Here is a 19790-nt window from a genome sequence, read left to right as displayed (position 1 = left end):
GGTGGCAGTGAACCTGAACGAGAACGGGGATGAGTCCCGGTGGAGCCGCTGGAACCGCCGGAACTCAGCGACTACCCGAGCTGCTCCAGCGGGTTCGCCGCGAGCTTCTGGAGGAGGCCGCCGTCGACGAGCCTGCGGGCGGAGGTCGTCGGCTTCCTCGCCGCCTGGTCGGTCACGCATGCACCGAACTCGGCGGCGATCGCGCCTCGCGGATGCGCTGCCAGGACCTCCCGCAGGAATCCCTCCGGCAGGGCATCCGGCCTGCTCCCGGTGATGTCGAGGCCGGTTGCGCGTTCGAGCAGGTACCCCTCGAGATCCAATCGTGGGTCGACGCTCGTCCAGTTGTGGCGCACGATCACGTCGAGGACCCGCGCTCGACGCTCCGCGGCCCAGCCCGCACCGGCCGTCAGGGCGACGGCGACGTGCCCGCCCGCGTGCTCGTAGGAGACGGTGTGGTTGTCGTACTCCGTCACCGTCCCGATGTCGTGGAGGAGAGCTGCGACGTAGAGCAGCTCGTGGTCGACACCAGCTCGGCCCTCGACCGCGGCGATGCCCTCCGCCCACAGCCACGAGCGGACGGCGTGGGCGGTGAGCGACGCCGTCTGGTACTGGAGCGCCAGCTCGAGCGCGCCTCGGGCGGCGGCGGAATCAGGGACGGGGAAGTCGGCGATGCGCATGGCCAACTGTCCCACGTGATCCGAGGTCCGTGCCGCTGCTCACTGCTGTGTTCGTGCGCGGCTCAGCGGAACACTCGGGAAGATCTGCTCCGTCACCGTCTGCGTGCCGTCGGCGAGGAAGATCTCGATGACGGTCGCGTCCACCACGATCCTGACGTCGATGGGTGACGCGATGTGCGCGCCGATCGGCACTCGGTTGGGGGCCGCGAACCGGGGATGGAAGTCCACGATGCCGCTGCTCCCGCGCTCGAGGGTGAGGCTGGCGGAGTGCGCGTCGCGATCGAAGTGGACCAGCACCTGCTCGTCGGTAGCCCCATCGCTGTCGAGCACGATCGTCGACCGACTACCCGGCTCGACGGCGATCGTGTGCTCCGAGATGGTCATGCCCGCGTGGCCTTCCCCGATGACCGGAACCTGGCCCAGCCGGTGGCGGCCGTCGGCACAGCGCACGAGCCTCATCTCGCGGACGAGCGACATCGCGGAGCGCCACGGCGAGGTCGGCGTCTCGTTGGCGTAGTCCCAGTTGCTCGCCCAGCCGATCATGAGGCGGCGGTTGTCCGGGGCGTTGTCGAAGGAAACGGCCGCGTAGTAGTCCCGCCCGTGGTCGAGCCAGTCGTACTCCTCAAGATCGTCGGAGGCGGTCAGGCGCTCGGCGACGAAGGTGGTGCCGTCGAAGTCGCCGACGAAGTACTGCGTGCCGGACCCGCCGGCCCGCGCTCCGGGGTTCATGCTCACGATCAGCACCCACCGCGTCTCCCCGGTCTCCTCGACTCGGAGCGGGAAGAGGTCGGGGCATTCCCAGACGCCACTCGTCGCGTGCGCTGGCCCGAAGTCCGACGCGAACGTCCAGTCGATGAGGTTGTTCGAGGTGTAGAACAGCACCTTCCTGGCGACCGCATCCACCACCACCATGACCCAGTTGCCGTCGTCGCCGCCGTGCCAGAAGACCTTCGGGTCTCGGAACTCGGACGAGCCGATGTCGAGGACCGGGTTCCCCGCGTACCGCGTCCAGGTGGCGCCGTCATCGGTGCTGAAGGCGAGCGACTGCGCCTGCAGGCCGGGCTTCTCTCCCACGGGTGGGCGTGCGCTCGTGTAGATGGCGACGAGGGCCGTCTCGCCGTCGTTCGCGAAGCCGGCCGTGTTGCGGGTGTCGACGACGGCGCTTCCCGAGAACGCCATCTCCTCGTCGGTAGCGGGAATCGCGACGGTCTGCTCCGTCCAGGACACGAGGTCGGTGGACGTGGCGTGCCCCCAGGAGATGTTGCCCCAGGTGCTGCCGAACGGGTTCGTCTGGAAGAACAGGTGGTAGACGCCCTGGTGGTAGACGAGTCCGTTCGGGTCGTTCAGCCAGGACGTGTGGGACGTGAAGTGAGCGGATGGCCGCAGCGGGGTGACGGCCGTGGTCGTCGGGGGAGTCATGGTCATGGATGCGTTCCGTTCTTGAAGGTGAGCACTCACGGGTGAGCGCTCACGGGAGATCTCTTGCACGTGAGCTCAGGCAGCTGATCTCTGCCGGTGGCAGCTCGTGCGGGGCGGTTCTGCGCTTCGGACGGGGTAGGCGCGATGGCGGCGGGACCGGGAGAGTCCCGCCGCACCTCGGCTACTCGCCGCCTTGCTGGAACCGGTCGTAGGCCTGCTGGTAGATGTCGGTGACCTCTGCGACGCCGAGACCCTCGAGCTGAGACGTGTAGCTCTCCCATTCGGCGTCGATGTTCCCGTTCACGACCCAGCTCGCGAACTTCTCCTTCACGAGGCTGTTGATGTCGGTGAGCGCGAAGGCGGTCTGGTCGAGCTCCTCGTTCGACAGCAGCACTGGTGGGTACGCCTCGTTGGCGGCGTATGGCGCGTAGTTCTCGTTCACGAGGTCCTGGCGCAGCTTCGCGCGGGGCTCTGGCGCGACGACCGTCTCGAAGTCCTCGGCTGTCGTGATCTTGGGGCCGCCCGGGGCGACCTTCTGGCGTCGTTCGCCTTCGGACTCGCCCTCCGGGGCGGGGATCTGCACGAGGATGCCAGCTGCGTCCTCTTCCAGCGTCACGCCGATGGGTCCCCAGCTGGTCTGGGCCGACATGACCGGGTCGAAGAGGCGATCTGCCCAGCGGATGGTCGCTGACGGGTACTGGTTGGCGCGGGTGAGCGCCATGGCGCCGCGGTTGATCTCCTGGTTGTTGGAGACGCTCGCGAGGCGCTCGCCGTTCGTGCCCTCGAGGACGCCGACCAGCTCGTAGTCGCCGCTCTTGTCCTCGCCGACCATCTCTTCGAGCTCCCACCAGAAGAAGGACCCGAGGATCGGCGTCTCCGCCTTGCCCTTGGACAGGTAGGCGACGTCGTCCTGCGAGAACGATTCGGGGTCGATGAGCCCGTCCGCGTACCACTCGCCGAGCGCTTCGACGCCGGCACGGTACTCGCTCGTGTTGGCGGTGAATTCCACGGTCCCGTCGCGGACGATGCGGTGGTCGTTGTTCTCCGGCTGGCCGCCGAGGGCGGTGATGAGGTCGGAGGGGTTGGCGGCGAAGGAGTCGGTTCGGAACGAAAGTGGGACCTCGTCGGCCTTGCCGTTGCCGTTCGGGTCGCGTGTCTTGAACGCCTCGAGCGCAGCCTGGTATTCGTCGATCGTGGTCGGCATCGGGAGGCCCAGGGTGTCGAGCCACTGCTTGTTGATGTAGAGGAAGTTCGGGTACTGGAGGATGCCGAGCTCCTCGACGGAGGGGAGCGTGTAGATGTGCCCGTCGGATGCGGTGAGCGCGGCCCTGATGTCAGGTCGAGCGTCGAGGATGCCGGAGAGGGTGGGCGCGTGCGCTGCGATGAGGTCCTCGAGCGGGATGAGGGTGCCGTTCGAGCCGTTCTGGACGATCTCGGAGTCGCTCAGGCCCGAGTTGAAGAGCACGTCGGGGAGCTCGTCTCCGGCCAGCATGAGGTTCTTCTTCTCGGCGTAGACCTGCTCGGGCAGGTTGCGCCAGTCGATCGTGATGTTGGTGTCCGCTGCCCATTGCTGGACGAGTTCCATGGAGGCGTAGTCGGGGGCGAGCGCTGACTTGGTGCCGCCGAACGTGAGACTCAGGGGCTCGGTGACGATGGGCAGCCCTTCGGCGTTGAATCCGTAGTCGGAGGAGAGGTCGGTGAGCTCGCCGCCGCCGCTGCCGCCGGTGCATCCGGTCAGCAGGAGGCCGCTCACGGTCACGAGGGCGATCGAGGTCGCGAAACGTCGCTGTTTCATGTTCGTTCTGTCTTTCTTGTCGAGCGATGGTGGGATGAGGAGCTGTTCAGCTCTTGACGGCGCCGAGAAGGGCGCCCTTGGTGAAGTGCTTCTGCATGAAGGGCAGAACGATGAGCAGCGGCAGGCTCGAGATGACGATCATTCCGTACTTCATGAGCTCGCCCAGGCGCTGAGCGGCGGCGTAGGAATCGACTGCGCCCGTGCCTCCTGCGGAGTTGACCTCCGACTGGATGAGCACGTTTCTGAGGACAAGCTGGAGTGGGTACTTGCTCTCGTCGTCGAGGTAGATGAGGGCGTCGAAGAAGGCGTTCCAGTTCGCGACGAGGTGGATCATGATCATGAGGAAGATGAGGGGCTTCGAGAGCGGGAGCACGATCTGGAAGAAGAAGCGGAAGTCGTTCGCTCCATCGATCTGAGCGGCTTCCCGGAGCTCGCTCGGGACGTTGTTCTCGAAGAAGGCCCTCGCGATGATGAGGTTCCAGACGCCGACCGCACCGGGGAGCACGACGGCCCAGATCGTGTCCAGCATGCCGAGGTCGCGCACGACGAGGTAGCGGGCGATGAGGCCGCCGTCGATGAACATCGTGAGGATGAAGACGAGCATGAGGACCTTGCGCCCGTACAGGTCCTTCCGCGAGAGCGCGTACGCGCCGCAGAGGATCGACACGACGCTGATGAGGGTGCCGACGCTCGTGTAGAGCACGGAGTTCCCGAAGCCCTGCCAGATGGCCGCGTCCGCGAAGATCCTGGCGTAGCCCTCGAGGGTGAACCCCTGGGGCCACAGCCAGACGTTGCCGTTGAGGATCTCGGCGGGTTCGCTGACGGAGGCGATCACGATGAAGTACAGCGGGTACAGGACGGCGGCGATGGCGAGCAGCAGGGTCCCAACCGCGAAGGTGTTGAAGACCGGGTCTGCCATGCGCTTGCGCCAGGGGTCCCGTCGGCGCGGCACAGGGTGGGGAGCCACCCGGGGTCGCGCGCCGTGGTCGAGCGGCGCGGGTGCATCGGATTGGGGGCGTGAGGCCGTTGAAGTCATGTTCATCACCAGAGAGTCGACTGGCCTGCACGCTTCGCGACCCAGTTGAAGGTCAGGAGCAGCACCATGTTGATGAGGGAGTTGAAGAGGCCGATGGCGGCCGAGTAGCTGAACTGGGCCTGCTTGAGGCCGGCTTGGTACACGTAGGTCTGGATGACCTCGGAGGTCGGCAGGTTGAGGTCGGTCTGCATGAGGAGGACCTTCTCGAAGCCGAGGTTGAAGAGGTTCCCGATCGCGAGGATGAAGAGGATCGTGATGACGGGGAGGATCCCGGGGATGTCGATGTGCCGGATCCGCTGCCACTTGTTGGCCCCGTCGACGCGCGCCGCTTCGTGGAGCGACGGGTCGATGGCGGTCAGGGCGGCGAGGTAGACGATCATCGAGAATCCCGCGTTCTGCCAGATGTCCGAGCCGATGTAGAGGGGCCTGAACCACTCCGCCGAGCCCATGAAGAAGATGGGGTCGCCGCCCAACACCGTGATGGCGTTGTTGACGATTCCGGATCTCGGCGAGAAGAGCAGGTAGATCATGCCGACGACGACCACCACCGAGATGAACGACGGCGAGTAGAGGACGGTCTGCGTGAACTTCTTGAAGCGCTCGCTCTGCAGCTGGTTGACGATGAGCGCCAGGATGATCGGCACGGGGAACGCGATGAGCAGCCCGAGTGCGTTCAGCGTCAGGGTGTTCGCGATGAGTCGCTCGAACTGGAACGAGGTGACGAAGCGTTCGAAGTGCTCGAGCCCCACCCAGGGGCTCCCGGCGAATCCGTCTGCCGGGTTGTAGTTGCGGAAGGCGATCTGCGCGCCGTACATGGGCCAGTACTTGAAGACCAGCACCGAGGCGAGTGCGGGGAGAAGTAATACGTATAACTGCCAGCTCCGCATGGCGCGGTGGACTTCAGTTCTGAAATCTCGTCGCGGGCGGCGCGGCTGCCGGGACTGCCGTGGTTTGCGTGCCGGGAGGGTGATCTTCGTGGTCATGCTTTGGCCTTTGCTACAGACCCGCGAGTCACGACGGTGCACTCGAGTGGGATGTGAAGGGATGGGGAGGATGTCGGTTCGAGGAGCAGGTCGATGGCGGTCCGCGCCATCTGCTCGTAGGGAAGGGCGACCGTGGTCAGGCCGGGGTCGAGGTGGGGCGCGAGCATCTCGTGGTTGTCGAAGCCGATGATGGAGCAGTCGTCTGGCACGCTGAGGCCGAGGGCCTCGAGGGCGCGGTAGGCGCCCCAGGCGGTTCGGTCGTTGCCGCAGAAGATCGCCGTCGGTCGGTCGTCGCCCGCCATGAGCTCCTTCGTGAGTCGCAGGCCATCCTCGACGATTCCGGTGCCGGGGAGGATCCACTCGGGCCTCGGTGAGAGGCCAGCTTCGGTGAGCGCTCGCCGGAACCCGGCGAGGCGTCCGATACCGGCCGGCAGGTCGCTGATCTGGGGCTGGATGTTGATCATCGCCAGCTTCGTGTGGCCCGCGTCGAGCAGCTGGCGCGTTGCCGCGTAGCCACCCATCTCCTCGTCGGGGAACACGCTCGGCACGAGGCCGGCGCGGTCCTGCGCGTTGACGACGACGGTGGGCACTCCGCTGAGTGCCTCGGGGACATCGAGGATCCGGTGGTACATCGAGGCGTAGACGACGCCGCGCACTCGGTAGGACTGCATCATCTCGACGGCGGCCTGCTCGAGTCCAGCGTCGTTGTAGGTGTCGACGGTCAGGATCACGTTGCCGTTCTCCCAAGCGAGGCGCTGTGCGCCTTTCAGGAGCCCGCCGGCGAAGGGGGAGCTGGCCACTTCGTCGGAGATGAAGCCGATCATCTCGGACTCGCCGCTCCGCAGGGTCTTCGCGAAGGCGTTCGTCCGGTAGTCGAGCTCGCGGACCGCTTCCAGAACGCGCTCCTTGGTGGCTTCGGCGACGCGGGAGCCCGCGACGTTGTTGAGCACCAGCGACACCGTGGCCTGCGATACACCGGCGTGCTCTGCCACCTGTGACATCGTCGTCGTCTTGGGGCGTCTCGCCATTGCCCACCTCCTCGTGGATCAGTTAATCGTATAACGCATGCTAGCACGGGGGCGGAGATCCGCAATGGCGGTGTGGAGCAACGACGCACGACATCGGTGCGTGATCGAACCGCGCACGACGCCACCCCTAGATCAGTCGGGTGGCGTCGTGCGCGAGCTGCCGTCCTGCCGTCCTGCCGTCCTGCCGTTCTGGCAGGGTGGCGCGCGCCTCGCTGGGCTGCGCGGGTTACGCGGAGAGCCGCGGGTAGTCGGTGTAGCCGACCGCCCCTTCGCCGTAGAAGGTCGCCGGGTTCGGCTCGTTCTCGGGGTGGTCGCCCTGCCAGCGCTCGACGAGGTCGGGGTTCGCGATCGCGAGGCGGCCGACGGCCACCGCATCCGCGTTGCCCTGGCCGACGAGGTTGAGGGCCTCCTCGCGGGTCGTGACGCTGCTGAAGCCGCTGTTCGCGATGAAGGCGCCGCCGAAGCGGGCCCGCAGGTCCTGCACCAGCGCGCCTTCCGGGTCGGCGTGCAGCACGCTCAGGTACGCGAGGCCGAGTGGGGCGAGGCCATCGGCCACCGCGTCGTAGGTTGCGCGCACGTCAGCCTCGTCCGTCTCGACGACGTCCTGGATGTTGTGGGCGGGCGACAGGCGCACGCCGACGCGTCCCGCGCCGATCGCCTCCGCGACGGCTGCCGTCACCTCGACGACGAACCGGGCGCGGGCCGCGGGCGAGCCGCCGTACTCGTCGGTGCGCTGGTTCGATACGGGCGAGAGGAACTCGTGCAGGAGGTAGCCGTTCGCGCCGTGGATCTCGACGCCGTCGAGGCCGGCCTCGATGGCGCGCCTGGCGGCATCCACGAACTCCTCGCGGACCTCGGCGAGCTCAGCCGTCGTGAGTGCGTGCGGAACCGGGTAGGGGAGCTTCCCGTTCGGGGTGCGCACCTCGCCGTCGATCGCGATGGCGCTCGGAGCGACGATCCGGTCGGTGCCCGTGATCTCGGTGTGCGAGACGCGGCCGCCGTTCATGAGCTGCATCACGATGCGCCCGCCGCGGGCGTGCACGGCCTCGGCGACACGGCGCCAGCCCTCGGCCTGTTCGGGGGTGACGATGCCGGGCTGGCCCGGGTAGGCGCGCGACTCGGCGCTCGGGTAGGTGCCCTCGGTGATGATCAGGCCAAGGCTCGCGCGCTGCGCGTAGTGCTCCGCGACGAGCTCACCCGGTACGCCTGCAGCGTCTGCGCGGGTGCGGGTCAGCGGCGCCATGACGACACGGTTGGCGAGCTCGATGTCGCCGAGAGTCAAGGGGGAGAAGAGGTCCACTGGGACTGCCTTTCGGATCGCGGGGCCCGCTCATGCGCAGCCCCACAGATCGAACAGCGGCACGCCCGCTCGCATTCCGTGCGGGCGTGTTGCGCGCTCGGGCAGCCCGTGTTCAGGAAGTCCTCGTTCGGGGAGCTCCTCGTTCAGAGGTCGAGGACGCTGGTTCTCACGGAGCTGAGCGCATGCTGCACGGCTCCGATCGACACGACTCCGGCGCCGAGCTCTGAGCGCACGAGTTGCGGAACGGGCAGGTGCAGGAGTGCGGGAAGTTCCTCTCGGGCCGCCGCGATGATGCCGTCGGCGCCCGGCGCGACGCCTCCCGCGATGATGACCCGCTCGGGGTCGAAGAGGCTTGCGACGAGGCCCACGATGCGAGCCAGCACTCCGCCGACTTCCGTGACGACCCGACGAGCGTCCGGGTCTCCGTCCCTGGCCGCTTCGAGCACGAGCTTGCCATTGAGCTGCTCCGGTTCCACCCGCAGGAGTGCGCTCCCGGGCAGCACGTTCCCGTCGGCGACGGCCGCCCTGGCGAGCCGCGCAGCGCGCAGCCCGAGGCCGTCGACGCCTCCCGCGCCGGCCACGAGGTCGAGGCCGAGCATCTCGCCGACCCCGCCGTGGGCGCCACGGAGCAGTCGCCCATCGACGACGATGCCCGCACCGAAGCGTTCGCCGCTCAGGAAGGTCACGAAGTCGCTGCTGCCGACGCCTCCACCCACGCTGCCCTCCGCGACGGCGGCGAGCAGGGCGTCGTTCTCGACGCGGATGATCGGGATCTGCTCCTCGAAGACCGTCACGAAGTCCGGGTTGGTGCGCTGCCAGAACCTGTCGACGTGCGTGGGGGAGGTGCCGCGCGCGTCGACGGGCGCTGGGACACCGATGCAGATCGCCGCGACCTCCTTGAAGGCGTGCCCGGTCACGCCGAGCTGGTCGGTGACGACCCGGCGCAGGAGGTCCCGCCTCGTCTCGGGGGAGTCGGCCTCCGGGTCGACCTCGACCTGGCCGGTGCTGATCGTCGAGCCACGGAGGTTCGACACCGTCGTCGTCAGGTGCTCGCGTCCGGCGTCGACGCCGACGACGACTCCTGCGTCCGCCGCGAACTCGAAGCGGCGCGCGGGTCGCCCCTTCTGGTAGCTGCCGTCCTGTCGCGAGTTGGGGAGCTCGGTGACGAGCCCACACGCGGCGAGCTCGTCAAGGAGGTCGATGATGGTCGACCTCGTGAGGCCGATGCTCATGGCATCCGTCGCGGTGAATGCCTCGCAGCTCCAGGCGTACTCGAGCAGTAGCTGCAGGTTGGCGCGCTTCAGGGGAGGTGGGGTGCTGGGAAGGCTGAACACGGTGTTGACCTTTCGCTGGCCGTGGGTTTACATTACCTCCAGCAGTAAATTTAGACACAAAATTTAGTGTTCGTTTCAATGTCTGGCCAGCGTCCGCAGCGGCCAGCTCAGCCCAAGGGACAACGACGTGCCAACACCTTCGAAACGCTTCCGGCCCCGCGCCCTGCTGCGTGCGCTTGTCGCCGCGCTCGTGATCGCGCTCGCCGGCTCAGGACTCGCAGCCTGCACCAGCACTGGGCCCACCGAGGTGCGCTTCTTCCTCAGCAAGCCGGAAGCCATCCCGTACTTCCGAGAGCTCATCCAGGACTACAACTCCTCGCAGAGCGAGGTGCGAGTCGTCCTCGACACCTCCTCCAACCTGCAGGCCGGGTTCCTTCGCGGCAACCCGCCGGACCTGGGGCTCCTCAACTACAACATGGAGATGGCCCGCTTCATGGAACGCGGCGCGCTCTCAGACCTGTCCGACCTGCCCGAGGCCGACCGCATCCTGCCGGAGATCCAGGGCCTCGTCGACCAGTACGCCAGCTACCCGGGGCGCACGAGCGTGCTGCCCTACTCGGTCATGGCCGCATCCGTCATCTACAACAAGGACATCTTCGAAGAGCAGGGCCTCGAGGTGCCGACCACCTACAGCGAGCTCATCGAGGTCTGCGATCAGCTCAAGTCGGCCGGCATCGACCCGTTCTACGCCACCTTCAAGGACCCGTGGACGGTGAGCCAGGGATGGTTCGACTACACGGTGGGCGGCTCCATCGACGTCGCGGGCTTCTACGACGAGCTCAACGAGCTCGGCACCGACGTCGGACCGGACTCGCCCGTCTCGTTCGAGTCGACCATGACCGACCCGGTCACGCGGATGACGGAGCTCGCGAGCACCTACACGAACGCGGATGCGGGCAGCCGGGGCTACGGCGACGGCAACGTGGCCTTCGCCGAGGGCAAGGCCGCCATGTACCTCCAGGGTCCATGGGCGCTCGGCGAGATCGCCAAGACCAACCCGGACGCGAACCTCGGCATGTTCCCCCTCCCGATGACGGAGAACGCCGACGACCGCGAGGTGCGCGTCAACATCGACCTCGCCGCCTGGATCCCGGAGGCCTCCAAGCACAAGGAGGAAGCGCGCGAGTTCCTCCAGTACCTCTTCCAGCCGGAGGTCATCAACGCCTACAACGCGGCCCAGCTCGGCTTCGGCACGACCGTCGATGCCGACCCGGTCACCGACCCGCGGCTCGTCGAACTCCAGCCGTACTACGAGAACGCCGCCTTCTACCAGGGGCCGTCGAAGGCGATCCCGCTGACGATCCCCACCGAGAACTACATGCAGGGACTCGTCACCGGGGGAGCGAGCGTCGACTCGACGCTCAGCACGCTCGACGCCGACTGGGCCCGCCTCGCGCTGCGCCAATGACGGCCAGCCCAACTCGATCAAGAACCGGACCGGAGACACCAATGTCGACCACCATCGAGGCAACCACCACGGAGGCGATCCGCACCGAGGAAGCCGCCCGCGAAGGCAAGAAGATCAGGCCGCGAAGCTCACGTCGCATCGACCGCGTCCACTACCTCTTCCTCGTCCCGACGCTCGTGCTCTTCACGATCGCCATCACCATCCCCGCCGTCATCGGCATCTTCTTCAGCTTCACGAACTCCATCGGCTTCGGCGAATGGAACTTCGTCGGCATCACCAACTACATCGCCATGTTCGGCGACCCCGCCATCTGGCAGAGCTACGGGTTCACGATGGGCTTCGCGGCCGTCACGGTGATCCTCGTCAACGTGCTCGCGTTCCTCCTCGCGATCGGCCTCGTCGCGCGCATCCGCCTCAAAGCTCCGCTGCGCACCGTGTTCGTGATCCCCATGGTCATCTCGGGCATCGTCATCGCGTTCGTGTTCAACTTCCTGTTCTCCAACGCCGTGCCGGCGTTCGGGCAGAGTCTGAACATCCCGTGGCTGTCGGAGAGCATCCTCGCGAACCCGAACCTCGCTTGGATCGGCATCGTCATCGTGACGGCCTGGCAGGCGATCCCCGGCACGCTGCTCATCTACATCGCCGGTCTCCTCGCGGTTCCCGGCGACGTCTACGAGGCGGCAGACCTCGATGGCGCCTCGAAGTGGCAGCAGATGCTGCAGATCACGCTGCCGCTCGTCGCCGGCTACGTCGTCATCAACGTGATCCTCGGCTTCAAGAACTTCCTCAACGCCTACGACATCATCGTCGGCCTCACGGACGGCGGCCCGGGCACGTCGACCAGAAGCATCGCCATGACGATCTTCACCGGCTTCAGCGGCGGCGACTACGCCTACCAGATGGCCAACGCGACGTTCTTCTTCGTCCTCGTCGTCGTCATCTCCCTCCTCCAGCTCCGCCTCACCCAGGGAAAGAACCAACTCTGATGGCACTTCAACAGCCCATCGTCAGCCGCGCACGAGTGGCCCCGGCGAGCAGGAACCGTGGCGGACGAGGTCGATGGTCGACGACGATCATCCTGCTCCTCTGCGCCGTGACCGTGCTCATCCCGCTCTACGTGACCGTGGTGACCGCCTTCAAGACCACCTCTCAGGCCGTCAGCGGCAACGTGTTCGCGCTGCCTGCGCCCTTCAGCTTCGACGGATTCGTCGAGGCCTGGAATCTCACCAACTTCCCGCAGGCGTTCAGCGTCTCCGTGTTCATCACGGCGGGCACCGTCGCTGGCGTCATCCTGCTCGCGGCTCTCGCCTCGTACGCCATCACGCGCAACTGGAACAACCGGTTCTTCCGGGGCTCCTTCTACTACCTGCTGGCGGCGATGTTCCTGCCCTTCCCGGCTGTCGCCCTCCCACAGATCCAGATGAGCGGACTCTTCGGGCTCGACAACCCGGTCGGCGTCATCATCCTCCACGTCATGTTCCAGCTCAGCTTCTCGATCCTGCTCTTCACCGCGTTCCTGAGGTCGATCCCGGGCGAGCTCGAGGAGAGCGCCCGCATCGACGGTGCCAGCACGTGGCAGACGTTCTGGCGGGTCATCTTCCCGCTCCTCGCCCCGATGAGCGCGACGGTCGGCATCTTCGCCTTCCTCGCCTCCTGGAACGACTTCATGATGCCGTCGCTCATCATCTCCGATCCGGCGATGCAGACCCTGCCCGTGGTGCAGAAGATCTTCCAGACCCAGTTCAGCAACAACTACAACGTGTCCTTCGCCTCCTACCTGATGGCGATGGCGCCGGCGCTCATCGCCTACCTGTTCACGCAGCGGTGGGTCATGGAGGGCGTCACGCAGGGCGCCGTCAAGGGATGACCGCTTCGCGGACGCTGCACGCGCTTCCACAGGAGCATCTCGCGCCTACCGCGAGTCCTCTCGAACCCAGAACCCTCTCTCAGTCACAGACCACCAACAACCCGAGGAATACCCGACTATGAGCTCGACCTTCTCCGCAGAGACCGACGTCCTCACCCGCGCCCGCCCGCAGGACGCCAACTGGTGGCGTCAGGCGGCGGTCTACCAGATCTATCCGCGCAGCTTCGCGGACGCCAACGGCGACGGGCTCGGCGACCTGCCGGGCATCACCGCGAAGGTGCCGTACCTGCAGGCGCTTGGCATCGACGCCGTCTGGCTCAGCCCCTTCTATCCGTCTGAGCTCGCCGACGGCGGCTACGACGTTGCCGACTACCGCAACGTGGATCCCCGCCTGGGCACGCTCGAGGACTTCGACCGCATGGTCGCGGCCCTGCACGGTGCCGGGATCCGCGTGATCGTGGACATCGTCCCGAACCACTCGTCCGACCAGCACGAGTGGTTCCAGGCGGCTCTTGCCGCTGGGCCTGGCTCCCCGGAGCGCGACCGCTACATCTTCCGCGACGGCAATGGGCCGGACGGGGCGGAGGCGCCCACGGATTGGGAGTCGGTGTTCGGCGGACCGGCTTGGCATCGTGTCGAGGACGGCCAGTGGTACTTCCACAACTTCGCGGTCGAGCAGCCCGACTTCAACTGGGCGAACCCCGAGGTGCGGGCCGATTTCCTGCACACCCTGCGGTTCTGGTCAGACCGAGGTGTTGATGGCTTCCGCATCGACGTCGCCCACATGCTGACGAAGGACCTCAGCGGCGAGCTGCCGTCGAAGGCGGTGCTCGACGCGTTGCCCTTCGACGGCAATCACCCCATCATCGACCGCGACGACGTGCACGAGGTCTACGCCGAGTGGCGCAAGGTCTTCAACTCGTACGACCCACCGCGGACGGCCGTCGCCGAGGCGTGGGTCGAGCGTGACCGCCGCCCGCGCTACGCGAGCCCGGAGGGGCTCGGGCAGGCGTTCAACTTCGATCTCCTCGAGGCCGACTTCGATGCCCGCCAGTTCTCGAGCATCGTGACCGACAACCTAGAGCTCGCCGAGCGCTCTGGGTCGTCGACCACGTGGGTGCTGTCGAACCACGACGTGGTCCGTCACGCGACGCGCTACGGACTCCCGCATCCGCAGCGCAGCGAGAAGGGGCACCCGGTCGTGAAGCACGGCTCCGAGTGGCTGCTCTCGGGTGGCGAGCACCCTGTGCTCGACGCGGAGGGTGGGCTGCGTCGGGCGCGGGCGGCGACCCTGTTCACGCTCGGGCTGCCGGGTTCTGCGTACCTGTACCAGGGTGAGGAGCTCGGGCTCCACGAGGTCGCAGACATCCCAGATGCGGAGCGCCAGGACCCCACCTTCTTCCGCAACCCCGGCGTCGACATCGGCCGCGACGGGTGCCGTGTTCCTCTGCCTTGGGTTGCCGAGGGTCGATCGTTCGGGTTCGGGGAAGCGGATGCGCACCTTCCCCAGCCCGGATGGTTCGGCGCGTCGGCCGTCGAGCTCCAGGAAGAGGACGCCGGTTCGGTGCTTGCGCTCTACCGGAAGGCCCTCGCGCTGCGGCACGAGCTGCAGAGCGGGGAGGAGCTCGAGTGGCTGCCGAGCGGGAGAGCGGACGTGCTTCGCTTCGCCCGCCCGAACGGCTGGGAGATCGTGACGAACTTCGGGTCCGAGCCGTTCGACCTGGGCGCTGACGCTGAGGTGCTGCTGCGCAGCGACTTCGACGGTGGCACGAAGTTGGCGGGCGAGGCGACCGCGTGGGTGCGTCGCCCGGCCTAGTCGGGGCTCGGTAGCCGGAGCCCGTCGGCGACCAACGGTAGGCGGCGGGAAGTGTGAAGTAGCAAGAAGGAGAGAGCGAGCAGCGCGGAGCGACTCGCGACTTCCACTTGGGTGCGCCCTCGCTCGTTTCACGAGCGAGGGCGCACCTCTGCGAGCGCACCTCGTGGAGGCAGCGCGTCGCCCGCGGGTCGCGTCGCCCGGGGTCGCGTCGCCGAGTCAGAACGGTGGCGCGCTGGAGGCGGGGCCGAGCTGCGGCGGCGGGTCTTCTTCAGGGGCCGAGCGCTCACTCGAGTTGGGCCCTGGGTGCTCGTCCGCTGGTCTGAAGAGTTGATCGGTGGGTGTGAAGGTGGGGCCGTGGGGTTCGGGGTGATCGATGTAGGTTTTTCCGCTTGGGGTGGTCCATTCGAGGGTGCCGCCGTCGTGTTGGGTGACGGTCCAGGCGGTGTGGTGCTTGATGATGTGGTGGTTTTTGCAGAAGTCGCTGAGGTTCCAGGTGGCGGTTGTGCCGCCGTATTGGTGGTCGATGGTGTGGTCGAGTTCGCAGTTCGTGGCGGGTTGGCGGCAGCCGATGAAGCGGCAGTGGATGTCGCGGGCTTTCAGGAAGGCGCGCATGGCCGCGGTGGGGGTGTAGGAGTCGACGGTTTGGAGTGCTCCGGTGATGGGGTGGGTGAGGAGGCGGATGAAGGCGGGTGCGGTCGCGGCGAGGCGTTTCGCGTCTTCGATGGGCATAGGGGACATGCCCTGAAGCAGCGCCGGCGCTCGACCCGGCCGGGTGGGGTCGGGGAAGAGTGTCGTGATGGGGATGCTGAGCTGCACGGTGGCTTGAATGCCCTTCGCGGCGCTCGAGACGGTGGGGTCGCTGGTGAGGAGCAGGTCCGCGATCACGTCGGACATGACCTGATCGAGGGTGCGCTCATCCGGCGCGACCGTGTCACCTGTCTCGCCCGTTTCGGCGGTCTCGCCGGCCCGACCGGCTGTGCTGCTCTTGGGGGTGGTGTTGGTGGCTTGCTTGGGGCGGGCTCTGATGATGGCTTTGCTCTGCTTCCGCGCGCGGTCGCGGATCGCGTGCGCGACGAACGAGCTCATGAGCACCCGCAGGATGCTCATGCCGTCGCCGAGGTCCTCAACGCTCACGCGGCGCCGTTGCTTCGCGCGTTCGTGGCGTTGATCGATGGACTCCCCGGTGAGCTCTTCCGCGACGCGCTCGGCCGCGTGCTGCAGCGCTGCCGGCGGGAGCGGCTCCCGGCGCACGCGCTCCAGCATGACCTGGACGAACTCTCCCCGCCGGAGGGTCTGCTCGGCCGGGTCGTCGTGGTTGACCTTCAGGCCGGTCTCGACGAGCTTGTGCACCTGCGCGGGGGGCACGAGATTGCTCTCGAGCGCGAGGGCGAGGGCCGGGAACTCGCGCAGCGTCACGGATGCTGACGAGAGGTGTCCCTGGGCGGTGCCGGCGGCGAGCTTCACGAGCAGGCCGACCTCGTTCGCGATCGATCGCACGTGCATGGCCGATTCCGCGCACCCCTCGGCGACATCGAGGGCGTGCCCGAAGTCGTACGCGGCGGCGTGGGCTCGCAGCTGCAGGGCGGCGCCGGCCGCGAGCATCGCCGCGGCTGCTTCCTCCATCGCGAGGATCTCGGACCGTCGAGCCGCGACAGAAGCCGGGTCCAAAGGGTCGAACCCCGGATCGGCCACGTCGTTGCTGCGGTGCTGTTGCATGGACCCTAGTCTACCGGACCGGTCCGATTGTCGGGAGGGTCGTGCATAACTTTTTCAGGCTCCCGAAGCCATATGCGGGCGTTCAAGGGAGATATCCCCAGAAACGGCAGGCACTCAGCTTGGTCAATATTCGTAGCTGTGTACGATTAACTGTCCTGTGAGCACGTGAAATAGCGTTCACAAAATTTTAGTGAGGCGGAAGCTGGTCCCGATGGGAATGCTCACGAAGGCACCGCGACCCGCCGACGCCCCGACCCGTGTCATCACGGGCGCGCGCGCCCACCGCGCGCGCCCACCTCGCGCGCCCACCTCGCGCGCCCACCTCGCGCGCCCACCTCGCGCGCCCACCTCCGTGCCTACTCCCGTGCCGGTTCAGCCAGCAGCTCTCGGAGCGCGGTCAGCATTCGCGGGGCCTGGAGGCCTCGTCCGCGAGGAGTGACTCTGAGAGCTCCCAGAGTCTGCGAGCGGCATCAGGGTCGACGGCGTGCGGGACGACGCCGTGCACGCCGTCGGTGACCTCCTCGACGAGCTGCGCCGGGTGGCAGTCCTCGTAGTAGGCCGGCGTGCCGGGTCCGAGCTCGGCGCGGGTTGCGACGTACACGGACGTCGCGGCGCCCTGCTCGGGTGTCTTGGTCGGGAAGCGTCGCTTCATGTCGGCGAGCACCTCGGGGTCCCAGTGTCGCTGCAAGTTCGTCCAGATCCCTCCGGGCATGAGCGCCGCGGCCGTGATGCCGCGGTCGGCCCAGCGCCGCGTCGCCTCGAGCGCGAAGAGCACGTTCGCGGTCTTCGACTGCCCGTAGGCGAGCCCGGAGTCGTAGTCGTCCCCGACGAAGAAGGGGTCGTCGAAGCGGATGCCGCTCGAGGCGTGCCCGCTCGAGCTCACGACCACGACGCGCGCGTTCCCCGCCTCGGTGAGGGCGGGCAGCAGCGCATTGGCGAGCGCGAAGTGCCCGAGGTGGTTGACGGCGAACTGCAGCTCCCAGCCGCCCGGGGTTCTGAGCTCCGGGGTGTGCATGATGCCGGCGTTGTTCACGAGCAGGTGCAGGGGCCCGGTCCAGGCCTGGGCGAGCCTCTGCACGGTCGCGAGGTCGGCGAGGTCCAGGTGCTCGACGCGCACGTCCGGGTTGCCGGTGGATGCGCGAATGTCGGCCGCGGTGCGCTGGCCAGCGTCGAGGTCGCGGACGGCGAGCGTCACCGCCGCCCCCGCCGAGGCGAGCGCACGGGCCGTCTCGACGCCGATGCCGGAGCTCGCGCCCGTCACGAGCGCGGTCCTGCCGGTGAGGTCGACACCCTCGACGACGTCGAGGGCCGTCGAGCTCGCATCGAACTGGGGCGTGCCGAACGCGGGCGTCGTCTGGGGTGTCATGACTCGTTCCTATCAGCGCGCCGTGACGAGACCCTGACCATTTCGGAGTGCGCCCGTCAGTCGTCGGCGCGCGGAACGGCGACGACGCGGACGCTCCCGCCCGGGACGGTGTCGTCGGAGCTCACCGCCCTGTCGGCGAGGAGGTCGTGCCCGGCGATGCCCGCGCCCGCATCCAGCGCCCCGTGGTTGATCTGGAACACGTAGTCGGTGCCGTCGCCGTGGCGCACGACGGTCTCGAGGTCGCTGATCGGTGAGTATGGGGAGTCGGCGCTGTCGAGCACGGCCGTGACGAACCCGTCGAGGTCTGCACCGTCGAGCGCGGTGGAGAGGTACCAGGCGGTGCCCTCTCCGAAGCTGTTCCGGGTGATCGCCGGTCGGCCCGCGCCGGGCCCGTCGGCGAAGTCGGTGACGCTGTGTGCGCCCTGGAGCTCGATGTCGTCGCTCCAGACACGGCCTATCGATCCGTCGGCGAGCGTCGTCCGCTCCCCGGCGCGCAGGGGGAGGAACTCCTCGATGACAAGTCCGAGCACGTTGCGGAGCTGCCCCGGGTATGGGCCGGTCGGCACGTCGTCGTTGCTCGAGACGATGCCGGAGAAGTAGGAGAAGGCGAGCGTGCCGCCTCCTGAGGCGTAGTCGCGGAGGTTGGCGGCGGCGTCGTCCTCGATGAGGTACAGGGAGGGGGCGAACACGACGTCGTAACCGGTGACGTCGGCGGCGGGGTGGACGAAGTCGACCGTCACGCCGCGGCGCCAGAGTGCCGAGTAGAACGCTTCGACCCGTTCCCGGTGGTCGAGGTCGACGGACGGCCGCCAGTCGAGGTCCTGCGCCCAGAAGGAGGTCCAGTCCCAGGCGATCGCGACCCGAGCGTGCACTCGGGACCCGAGGATCGGGGCGAGGGCGGTCAGGTCGGCTCCGAGCGCGACGGACTCGCGCCACTTCCGCGATGCCTCGCCGGCCTGGGGGATGAGGGCGGAGTGGAACTTCTCTGCGCCCTTCTGTCCTGCCCGCACCTGGAAGAACAGCACCGCGTCGGCGCCACGGGCCGCGTGTGCGAGGCTGTTGCGCCGCATCTCGCCCGGGCGCTTGGCGATGTTGCGGGGCTGCCAGTTCACGGCGGAGGTCGAGTGCTCCATGAGGATCCACGGCTTGCCTCGGGCGAGTGAGCGTGTCAGGTCGGCGGCGCGTGAGAGCTGGATGTGGTTGTCGTCCTGCTCGGCGGTGAGGTAGTGGTCGTTGGCGACGATGTCGACCTCGTCGGCCCACTGCCACAGGTCGACGCTCGGGCAGATGCCTGCCATGAAGTTCGTGGTGATCGGCTGCGGGGCGTGCTCGCGGATCACGTCGCGTTCGGCCTTGAAGCACTCGAGCAGCGCCGCCGAGCTGAAGCGATGGAAGTCGAGGCGGTGGGCGGGGTTGCTCGCCGTTCCCGAGGTGCGAGGGGCGTCGATCTCGTCCCAGGAGCCGTAGCGCTGTCCCCAGAAGTTCGTGCCCCAGGCCGCGTTGAGGGTGTCGAGTGTGGCGTAGCGGTCCTGCAGCCAGGCGCGGAACGCGGTGACGGAGGCGTCGTCATAGCTCTCCGTGATCGGGGCGCCGTACTCGTTGTGCACGTGCCAGAGCACGACTGCCGGGTGCTGCGCGTATCGTTCTGCGAGCTTCGCCGCGACGGCCGTCGCCGCGAGGCGGTATTCCGGGGAGCTCGGGCTGACGATGCCGCGCGAGCCGAAGGCCAGGGGGACGCCGTCGCGAGTGACGGCCCTCGTGTGCGGGTACTTCCGGTAGAACCAGGCGGGCGGGGAGGCGGTCGGCGTCGCGAGGTCGACGTCGATACCGGCGGCGTGGAGCAGCCCGATGATCTCGTCGAGCACCGTGAAGTCGTAGACGCCCTCCTCTGGCTCGATGAGGGCCCACGAGAAGATGCCGATGCTGACGAGGTTGATGCCGGCGTCGCGCATGAGGCGGATGTCCTCGTCCCACACTTCACGAGGCCACTGCTCGGGGTTGTAGTCGCCGCCGAAGCGGATCTTCTGGGGGCCGGGCATCCACGT

The 19790-nt window shown here is 67.7% G+C and carries 15 protein-coding genes; 4 read left to right on the top strand and 11 right to left on the bottom strand.

Annotated features, from left to right (window positions below):
- Positions 1 to 71 precede the first annotated feature (71 nt).
- From C5E06_RS12275 to C5E06_RS12240, 8 genes are all read right to left on the bottom strand, one after another.
- Positions 72 to 677, bottom strand: a complete 606-nt coding sequence (locus tag C5E06_RS12275) for an HD domain-containing protein (protein ID WP_104307011.1) — start codon at positions 675 to 677, stop codon at positions 72 to 74.
- Positions 678 to 716: 39 nt separating this feature from the next.
- On the bottom strand, positions 717 to 2102 hold the full coding sequence (locus C5E06_RS12270; RefSeq protein WP_104307010.1) for a glycoside hydrolase family 32 protein: 1386 nt from the start codon (positions 2100 to 2102) through the stop codon (positions 717 to 719).
- Positions 2103 to 2277: 175 nt separating this feature from the next.
- The gene (locus C5E06_RS12265) at positions 2278 to 3891 is read right to left on the bottom strand and encodes an extracellular solute-binding protein (RefSeq protein ID WP_104307009.1); all 1614 of its coding nucleotides are present in this window, start codon (positions 3889 to 3891) and stop codon (positions 2278 to 2280) included.
- Positions 3892 to 3937: 46 nt separating this feature from the next.
- Positions 3938 to 4810: a carbohydrate ABC transporter permease gene (locus C5E06_RS12260; protein WP_228496612.1), complete on the bottom strand. Its 873-nt coding sequence runs from the start codon at positions 4808 to 4810 to the stop codon at positions 3938 to 3940.
- A gap of 122 nt (positions 4811 to 4932) precedes the next feature.
- Positions 4933 to 5910: a sugar ABC transporter permease gene (locus tag C5E06_RS12255; protein ID WP_104307008.1), complete on the bottom strand. Its 978-nt coding sequence runs from the start codon at positions 5908 to 5910 to the stop codon at positions 4933 to 4935.
- Positions 5907 to 6938: a LacI family DNA-binding transcriptional regulator gene (locus tag C5E06_RS12250; RefSeq protein ID WP_104307007.1), complete on the bottom strand. Its 1032-nt coding sequence runs from the start codon at positions 6936 to 6938 to the stop codon at positions 5907 to 5909. The genes C5E06_RS12255 and C5E06_RS12250 overlap by 4 nt, the downstream gene beginning before the upstream one ends.
- A 226-nt stretch (positions 6939 to 7164) precedes the next feature.
- Entirely contained in the window at positions 7165 to 8238 is a 1074-nt protein-coding gene (locus tag C5E06_RS12245; protein WP_104307006.1) for an alkene reductase, read from the bottom strand.
- 143 nt (positions 8239 to 8381) lie between these two features.
- Positions 8382 to 9572, bottom strand: coding sequence for an ROK family protein (locus C5E06_RS12240; RefSeq protein WP_258067590.1), 1191 nt, complete (start codon positions 9570 to 9572; stop codon positions 8382 to 8384).
- Between the two features lie 127 nt (positions 9573 to 9699).
- On the opposite strand from C5E06_RS12240, the gene C5E06_RS12235 reads away from it, so the two are divergent.
- From C5E06_RS12235 to C5E06_RS12220, 4 genes are all read left to right on the top strand, one after another.
- Positions 9700 to 10980 carry an ABC transporter substrate-binding protein gene (locus tag C5E06_RS12235; RefSeq protein ID WP_258063143.1) on the top strand — a complete coding sequence of 427 codons (1281 nt, stop codon included), beginning with the start codon at positions 9700 to 9702 and terminating at the stop codon, positions 10978 to 10980.
- Between the two features lie 41 nt (positions 10981 to 11021).
- On the top strand, positions 11022 to 11966 hold the full coding sequence (locus C5E06_RS12230) for a carbohydrate ABC transporter permease (RefSeq protein ID WP_104307005.1): 945 nt from the start codon (positions 11022 to 11024) through the stop codon (positions 11964 to 11966).
- Entirely contained in the window at positions 11966 to 12847 is an 882-nt protein-coding gene (locus C5E06_RS12225; protein ID WP_104241687.1) for a carbohydrate ABC transporter permease, read from the top strand. The genes C5E06_RS12230 and C5E06_RS12225 overlap by 1 nt, the downstream gene beginning before the upstream one ends.
- 118 nt (positions 12848 to 12965) lie before the next feature.
- Positions 12966 to 14663, top strand: a complete 1698-nt coding sequence (locus tag C5E06_RS12220) for an alpha-amylase family glycosyl hydrolase (protein WP_104307004.1) — start codon at positions 12966 to 12968, stop codon at positions 14661 to 14663.
- Positions 14664 to 14879: 216 nt separating this feature from the next.
- On the opposite strand, the gene C5E06_RS12215 is transcribed toward C5E06_RS12220, so the two are convergent.
- The 3 genes from C5E06_RS12215 to C5E06_RS12205 all read right to left on the bottom strand — a co-directional run bounded on the left by C5E06_RS12215 (position 14880) and on the right by C5E06_RS12205 (position 19784).
- Positions 14880 to 16379, bottom strand: coding sequence for an HNH endonuclease signature motif containing protein (locus C5E06_RS12215; protein WP_104307003.1), 1500 nt, complete (start codon positions 16377 to 16379; stop codon positions 14880 to 14882).
- Positions 16380 to 16776: 397 nt separating this feature from the next.
- Positions 16777 to 17745 (bottom strand): SDR family NAD(P)-dependent oxidoreductase, encoded by a 969-nt coding sequence (locus tag C5E06_RS12210; protein WP_104307002.1) that lies wholly within the window; start codon positions 17743 to 17745, stop codon positions 16777 to 16779.
- 56 nt (positions 17746 to 17801) lie between these two features.
- The gene (locus tag C5E06_RS12205; protein ID WP_104307290.1) at positions 17802 to 19784 is read right to left on the bottom strand and encodes a beta-galactosidase; all 1983 of its coding nucleotides are present in this window, start codon (positions 19782 to 19784) and stop codon (positions 17802 to 17804) included.
- Positions 19785 to 19790: the final 6 nt, after the last annotated feature.

Source organism: Pseudoclavibacter sp. RFBI5 (assembly GCF_002931395.1).
Taxonomy (GTDB): domain Bacteria; phylum Actinomycetota; class Actinomycetes; order Actinomycetales; family Microbacteriaceae; genus Pseudoclavibacter.
This window is presented reverse-complemented; position numbering and strand designations above follow the sequence as displayed.

Bases quoted from the DNA above. Each gene is read 5' to 3' on its own strand.
- C5E06_RS12275 (WP_104307011.1), bottom strand. From the start codon at position 677: ATGCGCATCGCCGACTTCCCCGTCCCTGATTCCGCCGCCGCCCGAGGC.
- C5E06_RS12270 (WP_104307010.1), bottom strand. From the start codon at position 2,102: ATGACCATGACTCCCCCGACGACCACGGCCGTCACCCCGCTGCGGCCA.
- C5E06_RS12265 (WP_104307009.1), bottom strand. From the start codon at position 3,891: ATGAAACAGCGACGTTTCGCGACCTCGATCGCCCTCGTGACCGTGAGC.
- C5E06_RS12260 (WP_228496612.1), bottom strand. From the start codon at position 4,810: ATGGCAGACCCGGTCTTCAACACCTTCGCGGTTGGGACCCTGCTGCTC.
- C5E06_RS12255 (WP_104307008.1), bottom strand. From the start codon at position 5,910: ATGACCACGAAGATCACCCTCCCGGCACGCAAACCACGGCAGTCCCGG.
- C5E06_RS12250 (WP_104307007.1), bottom strand. From the start codon at position 6,938: ATGGCGAGACGCCCCAAGACGACGACGATGTCACAGGTGGCAGAGCAC.
- C5E06_RS12230 (WP_104307005.1), top strand. From the start codon at position 11,022: ATGTCGACCACCATCGAGGCAACCACCACGGAGGCGATCCGCACCGAG.
- C5E06_RS12225 (WP_104241687.1), top strand. From the start codon at position 11,966: ATGGCACTTCAACAGCCCATCGTCAGCCGCGCACGAGTGGCCCCGGCG.
- C5E06_RS12220 (WP_104307004.1), top strand. From the start codon at position 12,966: ATGAGCTCGACCTTCTCCGCAGAGACCGACGTCCTCACCCGCGCCCGC.
- C5E06_RS12215 (WP_104307003.1), bottom strand. From the start codon at position 16,379: ATGCAACAGCACCGCAGCAACGACGTGGCCGATCCGGGGTTCGACCCT.
- C5E06_RS12210 (WP_104307002.1), bottom strand. From the start codon at position 17,745: ATGACACCCCAGACGACGCCCGCGTTCGGCACGCCCCAGTTCGATGCG.
- C5E06_RS12205 (WP_104307290.1), bottom strand. From the start codon at position 19,784: ATGCCCGGCCCCCAGAAGATCCGCTTCGGCGGCGACTACAACCCCGAG.